At 66.8% G+C, this 17,152-nt stretch carries 16 protein-coding genes and 1 tRNA gene; 9 read left to right on the forward strand and 8 right to left on the reverse strand.

What is annotated here, in order from left to right:
• The first annotated feature begins 154 nt into the window (after positions 1 to 154).
• Entirely contained in the window at positions 155 to 1,495 is a 1,341-nt protein-coding gene (locus tag D9V34_RS04805; protein WP_147441616.1) for a M23 family metallopeptidase, read from the forward strand.
• 74 nt (positions 1,496 to 1,569) lie between these two features.
• On the opposite strand, the gene D9V34_RS04810 is transcribed toward D9V34_RS04805, so the two are convergent.
• Complete coding sequence (locus tag D9V34_RS04810) at positions 1,570 to 2,523, reverse strand: alpha/beta fold hydrolase (protein ID WP_121687729.1); 954 nt, start codon at positions 2,521 to 2,523, stop codon at positions 1,570 to 1,572.
• Between the two features lie 171 nt (positions 2,524 to 2,694).
• Here D9V34_RS04810 and D9V34_RS04815 point away from each other — a divergent pair, with 171 nt between their 5' ends.
• A complete protein-coding gene (locus tag D9V34_RS04815; RefSeq protein WP_121687730.1) occupies positions 2,695 to 3,951 on the forward strand; it encodes a histidine kinase in 1,257 nt (418 codons plus the stop codon).
• A complete protein-coding gene (locus D9V34_RS04820) occupies positions 3,948 to 4,577 on the forward strand; it encodes a response regulator transcription factor (RefSeq protein WP_121687731.1) in 630 nt (209 codons plus the stop codon). The genes D9V34_RS04815 and D9V34_RS04820 overlap by 4 nt, the downstream gene beginning before the upstream one ends.
• Before the next feature lie 10 nt (positions 4,578 to 4,587).
• Here D9V34_RS04820 and D9V34_RS04825 read toward each other — a convergent pair whose 3' ends face one another.
• The 5 genes from D9V34_RS04825 to dnaK form a co-directional block, all read right to left on the reverse strand.
• Entirely contained in the window at positions 4,588 to 5,748 is a 1,161-nt protein-coding gene (locus D9V34_RS04825) for a methyltransferase (RefSeq protein WP_121687732.1), read from the reverse strand.
• A gap of 67 nt (positions 5,749 to 5,815) precedes the next feature.
• Positions 5,816 to 6,319 (reverse strand): heat shock protein transcriptional repressor HspR, encoded by a 504-nt coding sequence (locus tag D9V34_RS04830; RefSeq protein ID WP_121687733.1) that lies wholly within the window; start codon positions 6,317 to 6,319, stop codon positions 5,816 to 5,818.
• 103 nt (positions 6,320 to 6,422) lie between these two features.
• Positions 6,423 to 7,379 carry a DnaJ C-terminal domain-containing protein gene (locus tag D9V34_RS04835; RefSeq protein WP_121687734.1) on the reverse strand — a complete coding sequence of 319 codons (957 nt, stop codon included), beginning with the start codon at positions 7,377 to 7,379 and terminating at the stop codon, positions 6,423 to 6,425.
• Between the two features lie 5 nt (positions 7,380 to 7,384).
• On the reverse strand, positions 7,385 to 7,999 hold the full coding sequence (locus D9V34_RS04840; RefSeq protein ID WP_121687735.1) for a nucleotide exchange factor GrpE: 615 nt from the start codon (positions 7,997 to 7,999) through the stop codon (positions 7,385 to 7,387).
• A 4-nt stretch (positions 8,000 to 8,003) separates the two neighbouring features.
• A complete protein-coding gene (gene dnaK, locus D9V34_RS04845) occupies positions 8,004 to 9,854 on the reverse strand; it encodes a molecular chaperone DnaK (protein WP_121687736.1) in 1,851 nt (616 codons plus the stop codon).
• Between the two features lie 245 nt (positions 9,855 to 10,099).
• On the opposite strand from dnaK, the gene D9V34_RS04850 reads away from it, so the two are divergent.
• The 3 genes from D9V34_RS04850 (at position 10,100) to idi (ending at position 12,624) form a co-directional block, all read left to right on the forward strand.
• Positions 10,100 to 10,633 (forward strand): TM2 domain-containing protein, encoded by a 534-nt coding sequence (locus D9V34_RS04850; protein ID WP_121687737.1) that lies wholly within the window; start codon positions 10,100 to 10,102, stop codon positions 10,631 to 10,633.
• A gap of 88 nt (positions 10,634 to 10,721) precedes the next feature.
• A complete protein-coding gene (locus tag D9V34_RS04855; RefSeq protein WP_121687738.1) occupies positions 10,722 to 12,032 on the forward strand; it encodes an MFS transporter in 1,311 nt (436 codons plus the stop codon).
• Between the two features lie 73 nt (positions 12,033 to 12,105).
• On the forward strand, positions 12,106 to 12,624 hold the full coding sequence (gene idi, locus D9V34_RS04860; RefSeq protein ID WP_121687739.1) for an isopentenyl-diphosphate Delta-isomerase: 519 nt from the start codon (positions 12,106 to 12,108) through the stop codon (positions 12,622 to 12,624).
• Positions 12,625 to 12,682: 58 nt separating this feature from the next.
• On the opposite strand, the gene dcd is transcribed toward idi, so the two are convergent.
• Complete coding sequence (gene dcd, locus D9V34_RS04865) at positions 12,683 to 13,288, reverse strand: dCTP deaminase (protein WP_121687850.1); 606 nt, start codon at positions 13,286 to 13,288, stop codon at positions 12,683 to 12,685.
• Between the two features lie 125 nt (positions 13,289 to 13,413).
• On the opposite strand from dcd, the gene D9V34_RS04870 reads away from it, so the two are divergent.
• Positions 13,414 to 13,487: transfer RNA gene (locus tag D9V34_RS04870), tRNA-Gly, on the forward strand.
• 22 nt (positions 13,488 to 13,509) lie between these two features.
• Here the strand turns inward: D9V34_RS04870 and D9V34_RS04875 are convergent.
• Positions 13,510 to 14,487 (reverse strand): LacI family DNA-binding transcriptional regulator, encoded by a 978-nt coding sequence (locus D9V34_RS04875; RefSeq protein ID WP_121687740.1) that lies wholly within the window; start codon positions 14,485 to 14,487, stop codon positions 13,510 to 13,512.
• A gap of 87 nt (positions 14,488 to 14,574) precedes the next feature.
• On the opposite strand from D9V34_RS04875, the gene D9V34_RS04880 reads away from it, so the two are divergent.
• Positions 14,575 to 15,471 (forward strand): PfkB family carbohydrate kinase, encoded by an 897-nt coding sequence (locus tag D9V34_RS04880; protein ID WP_121687741.1) that lies wholly within the window; start codon positions 14,575 to 14,577, stop codon positions 15,469 to 15,471.
• 168 nt (positions 15,472 to 15,639) lie between these two features.
• Positions 15,640 to 17,148, forward strand: a complete 1,509-nt coding sequence (locus tag D9V34_RS04885) for a purine-cytosine permease family protein (RefSeq protein ID WP_121687742.1) — start codon at positions 15,640 to 15,642, stop codon at positions 17,146 to 17,148.
• Positions 17,149 to 17,152: the final 4 nt, after the last annotated feature.

Below are 17,152 nucleotides of genomic sequence, written 5' to 3' on the forward strand. Positions count from 1 at the left end.
TTTCTACTCATGGGCCCACACTAAATATCAAACACACCCGGAGGCCCTCCCCCAATTGGGGAAATCCGGGTTAGGTTGGAGGTACTCGACTGTCGGCGCGTCGCGCGCGCCAGCCTGCTTTGATGCGGGAAAACCGGCCGGAAGGATTAGATTCTTGAGAACTCGTAGCCGCGTAGGCACCGCCCTACTCGCCCTCGGGGTGCTCGTCTGCACCCTGGGGATTACCTCGCCGGCAAACGCCGCGGGGGCCGACTACCCCAGCTGGGATGACGTCCAGCGCGCCCGACAGAACGAACAGACGGCCGCCACCGAGGTCACCAAGGTGGAGGGCCTGATCAAGGACCTCAACACCAACGTGGCCAACACCCAGGCCGCCGCCAACATCGCCGCCGATCAGTACCAGGCGGCCGACGCGGTGGCCACCGAGGCCGAGATCAACTCCAACCGCCTCGCCGCCGAGGTCAAGGATGCCACCGCCGCCGCCGAGGAATCCGCCGGCCAGGTCGCCGTGTTGATGTCGAAGATGGGTCGCAGCACCGGCAGCTCGGTGTCCCTGGAACTGCTGGGCGACCCCAAGAACGCCGACGACGCCCTCTATAAGCTCGGCGCGATGACCAAGCTCACCGAGCGCTCCACCGAAACCCTGGACCGCGCCAAGCAGGCGGCCAACCTGGTGACCACGCTGAACGCCCAGGCCACCGTCGCCACCGACATCCTTACCCAGGCTCGCGCCGACGCCGAGGGAGCCCTGAACCGGGCCACCGCCGCCTCGGCCGCCGCCCAGAGCGCCGTCGCCGAGCAGGAGGCCAACCAATCCCGCCTGATCGAGCAGCTGGCCACCCTCAAGGGAACCCGCGTGGAGGAGGAACAGCAGTACGCCGTGGGTGTGGCTGTCCGGGCCGAGGAAGCCCGTAAGCGCGCCGAGGAGGAGGCCGCCCGCAAGCGCGCCGCCGAGGAGGAGGCGCGGCGACAGGCCGAAGCCAATAAGCCCAAGCCGGGCACCGGCGGAGGCGGCGGAGGCGTTGTCCTGCCGCCGACCCCGCCCCAGACCGGTAACGGAACCGGCACCTACTTCGCCCCGTCCAGCTCGGGCTGGTGGCGTCCGGCACCGGGTGGCATCACCTCGCCGTACGGTCCGCGTCCGGTCATGTGCCCCAAGGGCTGCTCGGCACCGTTCCACGCCGGACTCGACTTCGGTGGGGCCAGCGGCACCCCGATCAAGGCGGTGCAGGATGGCACCGTGGTCTTCGCCGGCAACGCCGGGGCTTTTGGTAACCGCGTCATCGTCGACCACGGCGGCGGAATCCAGTCCTACTACGGCCACCTCAGCGGCTTCAACGTGAGCGTGGGTAGCCGCGTCAGCGGCGGCACCGTGATCGCCTACATGGGCCAGACCGGCGTGGCCACCGGCCCGCACCTGGACCTGAAGATCTACGTCGGCGCGAACCACACCGACCCCGCCGCATTCCTGCGGGCACGCGGCGTGCGCATCTAGTCTCGGCGCAGCCCGGCACCAACACAGAAATGGCCCCCGCTTTGGCGGGGGCCATTCGTGTTGAGGGGAGGGCGTTACGGTGCGGGGGTGTGGGCCGAGAGGTAGGCGATCGTCTCGGTGGCGATGGCCTCGCTCTGGGTGTGGTGCAGGTAGTGCTCACCCTTGAGCGAGATGACCTGCCCCTGACTGGTCGTGGCCGCCTGCTCCTGGTGCAGCTCAAGCCATCCTGGCACCTCCTCGTTGTCGCTGTTGGCGACAAACAGGAGCACCGGAAGGTCCGTCGGGAAGGACTGCTTCCGGGCCGCCTCGAAGTTCTGCCCGGTCAGGCCCGCCTCGCTCACGGCCACATCGTTCAGCGCATTGTGACGCGCCAGAATCTCCATCTGCTCCTTCTGGGCGGCGGAGTAGGCGTCGATTCCCTCATACATGCTCGGTGCCAGGCTGTCCAGCACCCGCATCAGGCCCAGTGGTTTCAGACCACGCAAATCTTCGAGCCCCTGGATGCTCTCGGATCCGGGCTGGTTCGGCACACTCGAATCGATGCCCACAAACGCGGTCACCTCACTCGGGTAGGTGTTCACGTAGTCCAGTGCATAGATCCCGGCGATCGAGTGCCCCATCAGCGCGTACTTTGTGACGCCCAGCTCGGCCAGGGCCGTATGGACCTCCTTCACGATGTTGTCGCTGGTGCGCGGCACCTCGGTGTCATCGCTCAATCCGTAACCCAGCGGTTCGACCGCGACCACCCGGTAGGTGGGTGAGAGCTTGTCGATGACCGGGGCGAAGTCCACGGCCGGGGCCCCGGTGCCGAGGCCCGGCAGCATAACGATGGTTTCGGGACCATCGCCCTGCACGAGTACGTTCATCTTCTTCCCGTCCACCTCGACCAGCTGGCCGTAGTGCTCCAGGCCGCCCATTTCACGCTGGCTGGCCACCGCGTTGACCACGCTGGTGGTGCCAAGGCCGGCGGCAATCAGGGCCGCAATCGACCCGATGACGATGAGTGGAACCTTGATGATTTTCTTCATGATGTACCCGTGCTTCCTGCGGGTCCCGGTGTGGGTTTTCCGCTGATGCCTTCAGTCTGTCGACCTCGGCCTTCGGACGGCAGTTGCACGGTGTCACCTTCATCCATGACACATGTCACGGTTCCGCAGGATTCCGCCCCTGCGGCGGACAAGCGTCGCTAGGCTGGGGTCATGTCAGCCGCGTCTGCTCCGCACCCGGGACCCCTCGATTCGGGCGACCCTGCCGCGCGCCGCGGGGTCACGGACCTGGTCCGCGGACGCCGCTACACGGCCTGGAGTCTCTGGTTTGTGAACCTCAGCTTTGGCCTCATGCAACTGGTACTCGCCGATCCGCGCACCGAACCGCAGCGGATGCTGGTCCTCTCCACCCTCACCATCATCACCACAGCGCTTGCCTGCGCGCTGGTGTCCCGGGTGATCCGTGAGATGGCACAGGTCACCGCCCCGGGCGGGGTTCTGCGTCCGCTGCCAATCGCGCTCATGGTCTCGGCCCTCGCCACCTGGGTGATCGGAGCTTCCTCCTCGGTGGTCGCCTGGAACTGGGCGCTCACCCTGACCGTGGCCACCGGGATGGTGCTATGTCTGGTGCCGGTGGCGGCCCGGTTCTGGGTCTTCCTGGGCAGCGTGGTCCTGCTGGTGGGCATCTTCGCGCTCGGCGCCGTGATCGCCGGTCGCCCGGTGGATCTTCGCGCCACACTCTCGGATATCACCCTGCTCATCCTGCTCAGCATGGGCCTCGTCCTGCTCCCACTCACCTATGCCTCGCTCATCTGGAGCCTGCGTGTGCTGGAGCGGATGGATCGGGCCCGGCGGATGGCATCGGATCTGGCGATCGCCCGCGAACGCCTGCGCTTCGCCACCGACCTGCACGATATTCAGGGGCACAACCTCCAGGTGATCGCGCTCAAGAGCGAACTCGCCGAACGCCTTCTGGAGCGGGACCCTGCCGCAGCCGCGGCCGAGCTGTCGGCGATTCGTACCATCAGCCGCGCCGCGCTGGAGGACACCCGGGCGGTCGTGAACAACTACCGCACGGTTACCGTGGCGGTCGAGGCACGCGGTGCGGCCTCGGTGCTGGCCTCGGCGGGGATCGACTGCACGGTATCGATAACCGACGCGGCGATCCCGGCGGATATCGGAACGGTCCTGGCCCTGGCGATCCGCGAGGCCACCACCAACCTGCTGCGACATGCCCAGCCCACCCGGGCAGCGATCACCCTCGCCGAGGTCGGAGGAGGGTTCCTGCTCACCGTGGAAAACGACGGGGCCACGAGGCGACGCCAGGAGAATGCGGGCACGGGATTGGCGGGGCTTGGGGAACGCGCCGCCGCAATCGGCGGAACCGTTGCCGGCGAGCGGCAGAATGGTAACTTCACCCTGACCGTGCGTGTGCCCGGCAGCATCTCATCCGCGAGGGAGCAGTCATGAGTACGGCACCATCGACGCCCGCGCCGCTGCGACTGCTGATCGCCGACGATGAGGAACTCATTCGCGGAGCCTTGGTCGCGCTGCTCAGTCTGGAACCCGATCTTGAGGTGATCGCCGATGTTTCCGACGGCGGCGCGGCGGTCACCGCGGCCGCCGAGCACCGCCCCGACGTGGTGCTGCTGGACCTGGAGATGCCCGTACTGGATGGCGTGGATGCGGCCATCCAGATTCGGCGCACCCTCGACACCCGGATCGTGCTGGTCACCCGGCACGCCCGTCCGGGCACGCTTAAGCGTGCGCTGTCGGCGGGGATTTCCGGGTTTGTCCCCAAGTCCACCCCGGCATCCGAGCTCGCACAGATCATCCGCGCGGTCGCCCGTGGGGAACGCTATATCGACCGCGATCTGGCCGCCGCGGCGCTCACCGAGGACGAAAACCCGCTCACTGCCCGCGAGCGTGACGTGCTGCGGCTGACCCGAGAGGGCCTACCCACCAAACTCGTGGCGAAGCATCTGCACCTGGCCCACGGCACCGTGCGCAACCACACCTCGGCGGCGATGCTCAAGCTCAACGCCGAATCCCGCGTCCAGGCGGCGGCGATCGCCTGGGACAACGGCTGGATCTAGTCCGCCAACGCTAGCTTGCCGGAGCCTCGGCCTTGACGGACAGGGTCACCGTGAACTTGGTGGTGCGCAGGCGCTGGTTGGTGGGGCCGACGATCCGGCCCAGCGCTCCCCGATATCCCAGGTGCGTGTTGTAGACGGTCCACAGCTCCCCGCCGGGACGCAGCACCCGGGCAGCCTCGCGGAACAGGGCCTCGGCCAGCCCCGCGTGCACGGTCGCACCGGTGTGGAAGGGCGGGTTGAGCAGCACCAGGTCAACGCTCGCGTCGGGCTGCTGGGACAGGCCGATGTCGCGGCGCGCCTCAACCCGGTCAGCCACCCCGTTGGCCTCGGCGGTTGCCCGCGACGCGGCCACCGCATCGGCGGAAATATCCGTCGCAATGACCTGGATGTCCGGGCGCGCCTTGGCCACCGCGGAGGCCACGATGCCGGTTCCGCTGCCCAGATCCACCGCCACCTTCGCCCAGCGGGCGTACTTGGGCAGGAACTTCAGCAGCTCCCGGGTACCGATATCGAGGCTCGCGCCGGCGAAGGTCTGCGACCCCGAGCACACGGTCAGCTCCAGCTCGGGGATCTCGGCGCGGGCAGGCACGCGAGCCTCGACGGCGCGCGGACCCGAGGCGATCAGCAGACGCGACTTCTGCCGGGCCAGTGAGGCCCGCACCTCGGTGAAGGACTCACCCAGGACCGTGTTCATCGCCGGGCTCAGGTGCTTGATCCGGCCGCCGGAAACCACGAGTACCTCGGGGTCGGCGTGGATCGCGATCAGACGCGAAATCTCGTCCAGAGCCGCGATCTGACGCGGAAGCTGCACCAGAACAAGCTTGGCACCGGCCAGCAGTTCGGCACCCAGCGGCAGCGAGGTAAAGGCATCCGCGTGGCCGGTACGCTCGGCGTTTTCGATCAGTGCACGCTCGCCGATCAGCGAGTCCTGGAAGACGCGCACGCCGGTCAGGTTGTGGGCGGCAATCGCCCCCAGGGTGAGGGCTCCGTAGTGGTCGCCGATGACCACCACGTGTTCGCCCGAGAGCGCATCGAGAGTTGAGGCGGCCTCGTCCAGGATCAGCCGGTCGGTCGCATCGACCGCGTGCAGGTTGTCACCCTCCACGTCGGGGTGACGGCGCAGGGCAGAAAAGTCGAGGGGACGGGGCGCGGGGGCAGGGGATTCACTCACCCCACAACACTACCCGCGCGATTTCGGGCCGCCGACCCATTCGGGGGATGGGGAGGTCGGGCAAACGCTAGGCGCGAGCGGGGCCGCCGGGAAACTCGGCCTCGAAATCCTCGTCGAGATCACCCTCGGAGTCCTCAATGTCCTCGTCTTCGGCGAAGAAGGCAGCATCCGGACGCCACACCACGAGTTCGGTGCGACGCTGGGTACGCACGCCGTTGCGCAGGCTGATGACGTCCCCCGCCTGACCGGCCGCAAATACGCGCCGACCCGGGCTCTTCAGCATCTCGTTAGCCAGCGCGCTCTCCAGCTCGCGCACCCGACGGGTGAGCGCATCCACCTGGTTCTCCAGGCTCAGCAGGCGCGCGATGCCCTCCAGGCTCACACCCTCGTTGCTCAGCCGAGAGACGGTCTTGAGCTGCGCGATATCACGCATCGAATAGCGACGAGACTTCCCCGCCGTGCGTCTCGGGCTCACCAGCCCGATGCGGTCGTACTGACGCAGGGTCTGCGGGTGCATTCCCGCAAGCTCGGCGGCCATCGCGATGGCAAACACCGGGGAGTGCTCATCCATGTCGATTCCTTCCGTGCGGTTGTCCCACAGGATACCCGTGTGGGGTGAGAAAACGTGAGGCCGATGCCGGGAAGGGCACCGGCCTCACGTTCGGGGGTGGGTGTTAGCCGCGAGCCCGAGCGATCAGGTCCGCGCGCGGGTTTTCGTTCGGCTCCACGGCGTGGAACGCCTTGAGCGCCTCGGTCGCCTCGGCACTCAGGTGTGCCGGTACGGCAACCTGAACGATCGCGAGCAGGTCGCCCGTGCCCGATCCGGTGGCAACCCCGCGGCCCTTGACCCGAAGGATCCGGCCCGAGGGGGTACCCGGCGCAACCCGGAGCTTCACCGGGTCCCCACCCAGGGTGGGGACCTCGATGGTGGCTCCGAGTGTGGCCTCGACGAAGGTCACCGGGACGGTCACGCGCAGGTTGTTGCCGTCGCGCTCAAACACCGGGTGCTTACGCACGTGCACGGTCAACACCAGATCGCCCGGGGCACCGCCGTCCTGAGAGGGACGACCCTTACCCCGCACCCGGATCTTCTTCCCATCGGACACACCCGCGGGGATCTTCACCTTGATGGTGCGACCCTCGCCGGTCTGCAGGGTGATGGTTTCACCCTGCACCGCGGTAATGAAGTCGATCGTGGTGGATGCGGTCACGTCCTGACCCGGGGTCGGCCCGCCAAACCCGCGGAATCCTCCGCTGGTCTGGCCGAAACCGCCGCCGCCGAACATGCCACTGAACAGGTCCTCGAACCCGCCCTGCTGGCCGCCACGACCGCCGAAGACATCCTCGAACCCGCCGCCGGCGCGGCCACCGCCGGGAGCGGTGAACCGCGCCCCGGCACCCATGGCGCGCATCTGGTCATACTCGGCCCGCTGCTCGGAGTCGTTGAGGACCGAGTAGGCCTCGCTGATCTCCTTGAACTTGGCCTCGCTGGCGGCATCGCCCGGGTTGGAATCCGGGTGATACTTGCGCGCGAGCTTGCGGTAAACCTTCTTCAGCTCGGCGTCGGAGACATCCTTAGACACCCCGAGTACCTTGTAGAAGTCCTTGTCGAACCAGTCCTGGCTAGCCATAGCGGTTACTCCGCAGGAACCTGGACGACCACCTTGGCGGGGCGCAACAGGGTTTCACCAATGAGGTAGCCGGTTTCGACCACGTCGGCCACGGTTTCCACCGTGACATCGGCGCTGGGCTGCTGGAAGATCGCGTCGTGACGGTTGGGGTCAAAGACCTCACCGGCGGCCGCGAAGGAGGTCAGACCCATCTTCTCGACGGTGCCGCGCAGCTTCTCGGCGAGCAGCGCAAACGCGGATCCCTCGGTAAGGTCACCGTGCTTGGCGGCGCGATCCAAGTCGTCCAGGACCGGCAGCAGCGAGGTCAGAACGGCACCCACGGTGCGCTCCTTCTCGATGCCACGGTTGGCCTCGGTGCGCTTGCGGTAGTTCGCGTATTCGGCGTTCACGCGCTGCAGGTCGGCGAGGATCTCGTCGGCGGAAACCTGGCCGGACAGCACTGCCAGTTCCTCGTCGGAGATTTCCTCGGCCTGGGCATCAGTCTCGACCTCGGGAGCATCCTCGGATGCCCCGAAACCGGGGGCCTCAGCGGCCCCCGGTTCCTGGGTCGAACCGTGCTCGCCGGACTCGGTGCCCGTGGTGGGCTCTTCGTTTTCGGGAGTGGGGTTCTGTTCGGTCATGTTGTTACTTCTTCTCCGACTCGTCGTCCTCGATGACCTCGGCGTCAACCACGTCCTCATCGGACTCGGCTGCTGCCGGGGCACCCTCGGCCGAAGCGGCTTCGGCCTGGCTCTGGGCGTAGATGGCCTCGCCCAGCTTGACCTGCGACTCGTTCAGCTTGTCGAAGGCGGTCTTGACCGCGTCCTCGTCCTCGCCGGCCAGAGCGGACTTCAGTGCGTCCACGTCGCCCTGAACCTCGTTCTTGACGTCCTCGGGCAGCTTGTCCTCGTTGTCCTTGATCAGCTTGTCGATCGAGTAGGCCAGCTGCTCGGCGGAGTTGCGGGTCTCGGCCTGCTCGCGACGCTTGGCGTCCTCGGCGGCGTGCTCCTCGCCCTCACGGACCATGCGCTCGATGTCTTCCTTGGACAGCGACGATCCACCCGAGATGGTGATCTTCTGCTCGGTGCCGGTGCCCTTGTCCTTGGCGGACACCTGGACGATACCGTTGGCGTCGATGTCGAAGGTGACCTCGATCTGCGGCATACCGCGCGGTGCCGGTGCGATACCGGTCAGCTCGAAGGTACCCAGGTTCTTGTTGTCCCGAGTGAACTCGCGCTCACCCTGGAAGATCTGGATGGCCACCGAGGGCTGGTTGTCATCGGCGGTGGTGAAGGTCTCGCTGCGCTTGGTCGGGATCGCGGTGTTGCGCTCGATCAGCTTGGTCATCATGCCACCCTTGGTCTCGATACCGAGGCTCAGGGGGGTCACGTCGATCAGCAGAACGTCCTTGCGCTCACCCTTCAGCACACCTGCCTGCAGGGCTGCACCGACGGCCACAACCTCGTCCGGGTTGACACCCTTGTTGGCGTCGCGACCGATCTCGGCCTTGACCAGCTCGGCCACGGCCGGCATACGGGTCGAACCACCAACGAGCACCACGTGAGCGATGTCGGAAACCTTGACGCCGGCCTCGCGGATAACGTCCTGGAACGGCTTCTTGGTGCGGTCCAGCAGGTCCTTGGTCATGTTCTCGAACTGCGCGCGGGTCAGGGTCTCGTCCAGGTTGGCGGGGCCCGACTCGGTCAGCGAGAGGTAGGGGAGCTGGATCGAGGTGGACATCGAGGAGCTGAGCTCCTTCTTTGCCTGCTCGGCCGCTTCCTTCAGACGCTGCAGCGCGATCTTGTCGTTCGAGACGTCGACGCCGGTGGTCTCCTTGAACTTCTTGACCAGGTGGTCAACCACGCGCTGGTCCCAGTCGTCTCCACCGAGGCGGTTGTCACCGGAGGTCGCGCGGACCTGAATGGTCGAGAAGTCGTCATCCTTACCAACTTCAAGAAGAGAAACGTCGAAGGTTCCACCACCGAGGTCGAAGACCAGGATGAGCTCGTCTTCCTTACCCTTGTCCAGGCCATAGGCCAGGGCGGCAGCGGTGGGCTCGTTGATGATGCGGAGCACGTTGAGGCCCGCGATCTCACCGGCCTCCTTGGTGGCCTGACGCTCGGCGTCGTTGAAGTAAGCGGGAACGGTGATGACGGCGTCGGTGACGGTGTCGCCCAGGTACTGCTCGGCGTCGCGCTTCAGCTTCGCGAGGATACGAGCGGACACCTCCTGCGGGGTGTACTTCTTGCCGTCTACGTCGAAGGTCCAGTTGGTACCCATGTGACGCTTGACCGACGCGAGGGTGCGGTCAACGTTGGTGACGGCCTGGCGCTTGGCGGTGTCACCGACGAGCACCTCGCCATCCTTGGTGAATGCAACAACGGACGGGGTGGTGCGAGCACCCTCGGCGTTGGCGATAACGGTGGGCTCGCCACCTTCGAGGACCGAGACCACCGAGTTGGTGGTACCGAGGTCAATGCCTACTGCACGTGCCATGTGTTTTCTCCTTCGTTCTCGCCCGGAAGGGCGAATACCGTGAACTGGTCCCGGGTCCGGGTAACCGAACCCGAAGTCGGCGGCAATCCCATAGTTGAGTTGCCTAGGCTCAAGTTTACCGAACGCAATACCGGTGTCAAGCTGCTCTCAGGGAATCTTGAGCCTTCACGACTCAACTTTGGTTTTCGGCAGCAAAATCCCCGTCGCTACGTCAAAAATGACGGACCCTCGCGTACCCTGGAGTCATGAGTACGACCGATCCCACGGGCGCGGATCACACCGCCCAGCCCCAGGATGCCGCACCCGAGACCTCGGCGGCGGCGTCAGAAATCCCCGCCGACACCGACCCGTCGCGCGCGCTGCCGCACTTTCCGGCACCGCTGACCGGGCAGGTCCCCACGACTCCGGCCGCTACCGCCGGCTACCCGGCAGCCCCGGGCACCCCCGGCTACGGCCAGCAGGGCACCGCGGGCGCCTACCCGCAGCAGGGCGCTCCCGGCGGACCCACCGGCTACCCGCAGCAGGGCAACCCTGGCTATGCCCCCTACGACCCGGCCGCCAAGAGTCGCCTGACCGCGGGCCTGCTCGGCATCTTCCTCGGCTCGATCGGCGTGCACCGCTTCTACCTGGGGTACATCGGCATCGGCCTGCTGCAGATCGCCGCCACCATCGTGACCTTCGGTACCGCCGCACTCTGGGGCCTGATCGAGGGCATCATGATCCTCGCCCGCGCCCGCGCGTTCAACAATGACGCCGAGGGGCGCCCGCTGCGCGATTAGTGCACCGACGGGGCGGGGCACCCACCGCCACCCCATCGGTTTACATATTGGTTGCCATTGATTCGCTTCGGGGCAGTACCCTGGGGCCATGACCTCTGCCCTGCGCACCCCCTCCCCCGAACCGCGGCTGCTCTCCAAGCCGGTCTTAGCGTGGGGAATGTGGGACTGGGGCTCGGCCGCCTTCAACGCCGTGGTGACCACCTTCGTGTTCACCACCTACCTCACCCGGACCCCCGCGTTCGGCGGCGAGGCCCACGTCTCCGCCCAGCTCTCCTGGTGGATCTCGGGGGCCGGCGTGATCATCGCGCTGCTGGCACCGGTCACCGGACAGCGTGCCGACCGCAGCGGCCGCCGCAAGTTCTGGCTCGGCGTCAACACCTACCTGGTAGTCGCCGCGACCGCGGGCCTGGCCTTTGTCGCCCCGGAACCCGACCTGCTGTGGCTCGGACTGTTCCTGCTGGCCGCCGGAAACATCTTCTTCGAGTTCGCCTCGGTGAACTACAACGCGATGCTCGGCCAGATCTCCACCCCGGCCACGATCGGCAAGATCTCCGGCTTCGGCTGGGGCCTGGGGTACATCGCCGGCATCGTACTGCTGGTCATCCTCTATGTGAGCCTGATTGGACCCGATGTGGGGATCTTCGGCATCACCTCGGACAACGGCTGGGACGTCCGGATCTCGATGTTGATCGCCGCCGCCTGGCTCGGCCTCTCGGCCATTCCGGTGCTCCGGGTCATCCCCGAGGCCCCGGGCACCGCGGCCCCGGGTGCCAAGATCGGCATCCTCGGCTCCTATAAGAAGCTCGGTCGGGACCTGGTGGGGCTCTGGCGTGATGACCGGACCACCGCGCGCTTCCTGATCGCCAGCGCCATCTTCCGCGACGGCCTGGCCGGCGTCTTCACCTTCGCCGGGGTCCTGGCCGTGGGAACCTTCGGGTTCAGCGGGGGCGACGTGATCCTGTTTGGGATCGCCGCCAACGTGGTGGCCGGCGTGGTCACGATCGCCTCGGGCCGGCTGGATGATCGCTTCGGTCCACGCACGGTCATCATGGCCGCACTGATCGGGCTGGTGACCTTCGGCGTGGTGGTGTTTGTGCTCCACGATGGCGGCCACACGGTCTTCTGGATCTTCGGCCTCGGCCTGGCCGCGTTTGTGGGGCCGGCCCAGTCGGCCTCGCGGTCCTTCCTCGCACGCATCATCCCGCCGGGCAAGGAGGGCGAGCTGTTTGGGCTCTACGCCACCACCGGCCGCGCGGTTTCCTTCATCGCCCCCGCTGCCTTCGGGATCGCGGTCACCCTGGGTGGCGCGCAGTACTTCGGCATCCTGGGCCTGATCCTGGTGATCGCCCTGGGCCTTGCGCTGATGATTCCGGTGCGCCTGCCGCAGTCAGTTCGCTAGCCCGCGGTCCAGTCGCTTACATAGCGAGCGTGCTGCATTCGCGCGCCGAGCCGTGACCAGCGAGAATAGGGGTATGTCAAACCGCGAGTACGTGCAGCTGCTGTCCGAGGACGGCGAACCGATCGGCATCGCCGATAAGGCCCAGGTGCACGATCACAACACCCGGCTGCACCTCGCGTTCTCCTGCCACATCACCGATGAGCAGGGCCGAATTCTGCTGACCCGGCGCGCGCTGAGCAAGGTCGCCTGGCCCGGCGTCTGGACCAACGCGTTCTGCGGACATCCGGCCCCCGGAGAATCCTTTGAATCGGCGATTTCGCGGCGCGCGGCCGACGAGCTGGGCACCACGGTGACCGACATCACCCCGCTGCTGCCCGACTTCCGCTACCGCGCGGTGGACGCCAGCGGCATCGTCGAGTACGAGATCTGCCCGGTCTTCTCCGCCACCCTCGCCTCGGACCTGGTGCCCAACCCCGACGAGGTGGCCGAGTACCGCTGGGTTGAGCCCGCGGACCTCGCGCAGCTCGCGCGCATCGCGCCCTGGTCGATCAGCCCGTGGCTGGTAGAGCAGCTCGAACAGCTCGACGCCTAAACGTAAAAACGGCAATCGCCCCACCGCATGGTGGGGCGATTGCCGTTGGGCCGGAAGACTAGGCGCCGAGCGCACCCTGACTGGTCTCGGAGATGTCCGTGCGCTTGAAGTTCTGGAACGAACGCGAGGCGGTCGGACCGCGCTGACCCTGATAGTGCGAGCCGGTGGTGGCGCTCCCGTAGGGGTTTTCGGTTTCCGAGGTCAGCTGGAAGAAACACAGCTGGCCGATCTTCATGCCGGGCCACAGACGGATCGGGAGGTTGGCGACGTTGGCCAGCTCCAGGGTCACGTGGCCGGTGAAACCGGGGTCGATGAACCCCGCGGTGGAGTGGGTCAGCAGACCCAACCGGCCCAGCGAGGACTTCCCCTCGAGGCGCGCGGCAATGTCATTGGGCAGGGTGACCCGCTCATAGGTGGCCCCGAGTACAAACTCGCCCGGGTGCAAAATAAAGGGCTCGTTGGGGTCGGTCTCGACCATCCGGGTCAGCTCCGACTGCTCCTCGGAGGGATCAATGTAGGAGTACTTGTGGTTGTCGAACAGCCGGAAGAAGCGGTCGAGGCGCACATCCACACTGGAGGGCTGAACCAGCTCGGGCGCAAACGGCTCAAGGCCAATGCGGTTGGCGTTGATCTGGGCTTTGATATCACGGTCGGAGAGCAGCACGTGGCCCATCCTACAGCGGATTCCCGCGGAACCTACCGCACTCGGCACGCCCATTCACGCCGCGCCGCCTTGCGCGGCGTTCGTTGTCTAGTAGAGTGGGGAAATCGACGCTCCGGCGGCGATACGCGAATGTAGTTCAATGGTAGAACTCCAGCTTCCCAAGCTGGTAGCGCGGGTTCGATTCCCGTCATTCGCTCCAGTTTTGAAGTGGGTTCCCGCGGCTAGTGACCGGTGGACTCGCGCACCAGCACCCGCGGGGTCACCAGCAGACCCGTGGTTCTGGTGCCGTCAACGATTTCCAGCGACGCGCGGACGATCTCATCCACGACCGAGTCCAGCGTGGTGAGACCCGGGCTCGTGACACCAGAGAGCGCGGTGCCGTCGAAGGTGGCCAGGGCGATGTCCTGGGGGACACGCAGTCCCGCATGCTGGAATGCGGTGAGCAGGCCCAGCGAGACCACGTCGGCGGTGCAGATCACGGCGTCCGGCATGTCCGCGGATTCGCGCAGGATGCGGGCCGCCTCGGTTCCGCTGTGCATCGAAAACGTGGGCATCTGGAGGACCGTGCAGCCGAGCCCGGCCACCTCGCGGAACGCTTCGGCCCGCTCGCGGCTGGCCGAGGAGCGCGGCTCGGCATCCACCAGGACGATGCGCTCGCGGCCGCCCTCGCGCAGGTGCTCAACCAGCAGTCGGATTCCGGCGGCGTTGTCCAACCTGACCGCGGGAGCATCCACGCCGGCGGCGATACGGTCTACCTGAACCACCGCGTGCGTGGCCGCGAGTGCGGCAATTGCCGGAGCGCTGCCCTCATGGTCCACCGGGGCGATCAGGACCGCATCCACCATCACCCGGTCCATATCCGCGAGTTGACGACGTTCACTCTCGACCGAGTCGTTGGTATCGAAGGTCACCACGCGGCGACCCTCGGCGTCCAGGTGCCGCGAATAGGAGGCGACCAGCTCGGCGTAATAGGGGTTGGCCACCGAGGGCACCACGAGCGCGATCGAGCCGGTGGTCTGCAGGCGCAGGGCACGGGCCGCGGCGTTCACGCGGTAGCCGAGTTCCACGGTGGCGGCCTGGACGCGTTCGGCCAGCTCCGGGGCCACGTTCCGATCTACGCCGGAGAGCACCCGGCTGGCGGTCGTCGGGGAGACACCCGCGGCGGTTGCCACATCCTTGAGACTCACGCGTCTGGCCATCGGTCCTCCTGCACGTCAATCTTTTTAGAGTACCAACAACACGGCCTCCGGCTTGACAGATTTGGAACCTCATGCGACATTTGGGAAATGCATTTCCCACACAATGATGTTGACGTTTTGGTGATCGGCTCGGTAAACCTCGATACCGGATTTACGCTGCCCCGCGCCCCGCGGGTGGGCGAGACGATCGCCGCGCTCGACATGGTGGAACGCGGCGGCGGAAAGGGCGCAAACCAGGCCTATGCCGCCGCTCGCGCGGGCGCGTCGACAACGCTGCTGGCGGCCGTCGGGCACGACGCCGATCCCGCCCTCGCGGACCTGCGCACCGTGAACGTGGCCCTGGGAGACCTGGTGAGCGTCCCCAACGTGCCCACCGGACGCGCGGTCCTGCTGCTGGCCGGCGGCGAAAACACCATCGTGGTCAACGCCGGGGCCAACGCCCACCTCACCGCACAGCACGTGAGCGACTGGGCATCAACCCACACCGCACCGAGCGTCGTGGCCCTGCAGCACGAGGTCGAGGCCCCCGTGATCGATGCCGCCCTCGACGCCTTCGGCGAGCGCGCCCGCATCGTCCTGAACCCCTCCCCCTGGCGCGACGGCGCGGCCGAGGCCGTGCGCCGAGCCCACGTCGTGGTGCTCAACGAGGTCGAACTGGAGCAGGCCCTGGGCCTGGAACCGGTCACCGATGAGGAGCCCCTGGCCATCGCCCACCGCCTGATCGGTGACCTGCCCGGCGGCGACGTCGTGGTCACCCTCGGCGGCGACGGCGCCCTCGTGCGCCAGGGTGGCGAGGTCACCCACGTCCCCGCGATCCGCACCACCCCGGTCGACACCGTCGGCGCCGGCGATGCGTTCCTGGGAACCCTGACCGCGGCCCTCGCCCGCGGCGAAGACCTGGTGTCGGCGGCCACCGCCGGGGCCACCGCGGCCGCGGTCGTGGTCACCATTCACGGCGCTCGAGACACAACTCCGATGCCCTAGCCACCACCACCGGGCGTTCAGCCCGTTTCCAGCGGCGCACCTCATCGTGGACTCCCGTCCACGTCCCCCATCTTCGTGAACCCGACAACGCGATCACGATCCCGGTGCTCAGTCACCCCGGTTTCCGGGCACCACCACTCCCCACAACCGCCATTTGAAAGGCACATCATGAGCAACGAGGCTCAGGCTCGCGACACCGCAGGCTCAGCCCTCACCGTTGAAACCAACGGTGTAAACCCCGTCCCCGACAGCGAACGTCGAGGTTCCCCCCGGGGCCTGTTCGCCGTGTGGTTCGCCTGGAACATTTCGATCCTGGGCATCAGCTACGGCATCTTCGTTTTCACCCTGGGACTGGACGTCTGGCAGACGATCCTGGCCGGCACCATCGGCTACATCATCTCCGCCTCCCTGGTGGGGGTGCTGGCCGTCGGCGGTCCGCGCACCGGCCTGCCGACCCTGGTGCAGACCCGGTTCGCGTTCGGCCTGCGCGGTAACGTGGTGCCCGCCTTCTTCGCCTACCTGTCGAACATGGGCTGGAAGGTGACCATCATCACCCTGGCCTCCACCACCGGTGCCAACCTGTTCTCGACCCTGTGGCCGAGCGTCTTCGGTAATGGTTCGGGCAAGCCCGCGACCTTCATCGTGGTCATCTGGTTTGTGGTTGTCCTCGCGGTCACCATGGCCGTGGCCGTGCTGGGGCACGAGTTCATCATGAAGATCGAGGTGTGGATCTCCTGGGTCACCGGCATCATGACCATCGCCTTCCTGGGCTTTGTGCTGCCCGAGGTCAAGTGGGACCAGCTGGGTCAGACCCCGGCCGGCGGCCCGCTGGTCTTCATCGGCGGCGTGATCATGGCCATGACCATGGTGGGCATCGGCTTCCTCAACTACGGCGGCGACTTCGCCCGCTACCTGCCCAAGAAGACCCCGGCCAAGTCGGTCATCGGCTGGACCACCCTGGGCCTGTCGCTGCCGGTTGTGGCCCTGCTGATCGTGGGTGCCCTGCTCGTGGGCAGCGATCCCAAGCTCGGTGCCGCCGCCGCCTCCGACCCGATCGGTGCGCTCACCGCGCTGCTGCCGATGTGGTTCTTCATCCCGTTCTCGATCGTCATTGTGATCTCGCTGATCTCGGCCGCCATCACCGGCGTCTACAGCTCGGGCCTGGCCCTGATGGCCGTGGGCTTCCCGCTGCGCCGCTCGATGACCACCGCAATCAACGCGCTGATCATCGCCGCCGGAGCCTTCTACCTGCTCTTCATCTCCGACTCGTTCCTGGCGACCTTCCAGTCCTTCCTCTCGCTGATCGCGGTCATGATGGGCACGATGGGTGGCATTCAGCTGGTGGACTTCATCCGTCAGGGTCGCCTGAACTGGGACACGCGTCTCGCGCTGCCCGCCGGTTACGGTGGACGCACGGTGCGCTGGACCGCCCTGGCCAGCCTGGCCCTGGGCACCATCGTGGGCCTGGGTACCGTGACCAGCGCCGACCCCAACTTTGCTCACGTCACCGGGTTCCTGCTGACCCCGGAGGCACGCGCCGGGGTGATCGGCTCCAGCAACATCGGAGTGATCATCGCCCTGGTACTCGGTGCGGCAAGCTACGCTCTGCTCACCTTCGGTTTCAAGATTGATCCGAAGCCCGATTTCTCCAAGATCGACCCGTCGATCACCAAATAACATC

It is taken from the genome of Mycetocola lacteus, assembly GCF_003667575.1.
Lineage (GTDB): Bacteria > Actinomycetota > Actinomycetes > Actinomycetales > Microbacteriaceae > Mycetocola > Mycetocola lacteus.

What these genes read in the sequence shown, in the direction of transcription:
- D9V34_RS04810 (WP_121687729.1), bottom strand. Translation starts at nt 2,523, where the DNA reads ATGAAGAAAATCATCAAGGTTCCACTCATCGTCATCGGGTCGATTGCG.
- D9V34_RS04815 (WP_121687730.1), top strand. Translation starts at nt 2,695, where the DNA reads ATGTCAGCCGCGTCTGCTCCGCACCCGGGACCCCTCGATTCGGGCGAC.
- D9V34_RS04820 (WP_121687731.1), top strand. Translation starts at nt 3,948, where the DNA reads ATGAGTACGGCACCATCGACGCCCGCGCCGCTGCGACTGCTGATCGCC.
- D9V34_RS04830 (WP_121687733.1), bottom strand. Translation starts at nt 6,319, where the DNA reads ATGGATGAGCACTCCCCGGTGTTTGCCATCGCGATGGCCGCCGAGCTT.
- D9V34_RS04835 (WP_121687734.1), bottom strand. Translation starts at nt 7,379, where the DNA reads ATGGCTAGCCAGGACTGGTTCGACAAGGACTTCTACAAGGTACTCGGG.
- D9V34_RS04840 (WP_121687735.1), bottom strand. Translation starts at nt 7,999, where the DNA reads ATGACCGAACAGAACCCCACTCCCGAAAACGAAGAGCCCACCACGGGC.
- dnaK (WP_121687736.1), bottom strand. Translation starts at nt 9,854, where the DNA reads ATGGCACGTGCAGTAGGCATTGACCTCGGTACCACCAACTCGGTGGTC.
- D9V34_RS04850 (WP_121687737.1), top strand. Translation starts at nt 10,100, where the DNA reads ATGAGTACGACCGATCCCACGGGCGCGGATCACACCGCCCAGCCCCAG.
- D9V34_RS04855 (WP_121687738.1), top strand. Translation starts at nt 10,722, where the DNA reads ATGACCTCTGCCCTGCGCACCCCCTCCCCCGAACCGCGGCTGCTCTCC.
- idi (WP_121687739.1), top strand. Translation starts at nt 12,106, where the DNA reads ATGTCAAACCGCGAGTACGTGCAGCTGCTGTCCGAGGACGGCGAACCG.
- D9V34_RS04875 (WP_121687740.1), bottom strand. Translation starts at nt 14,487, where the DNA reads ATGGCCAGACGCGTGAGTCTCAAGGATGTGGCAACCGCCGCGGGTGTC.
- D9V34_RS04880 (WP_121687741.1), top strand. Translation starts at nt 14,575, where the DNA reads ATGCATTTCCCACACAATGATGTTGACGTTTTGGTGATCGGCTCGGTA.
- D9V34_RS04885 (WP_121687742.1), top strand. Translation starts at nt 15,640, where the DNA reads ATGAGCAACGAGGCTCAGGCTCGCGACACCGCAGGCTCAGCCCTCACC.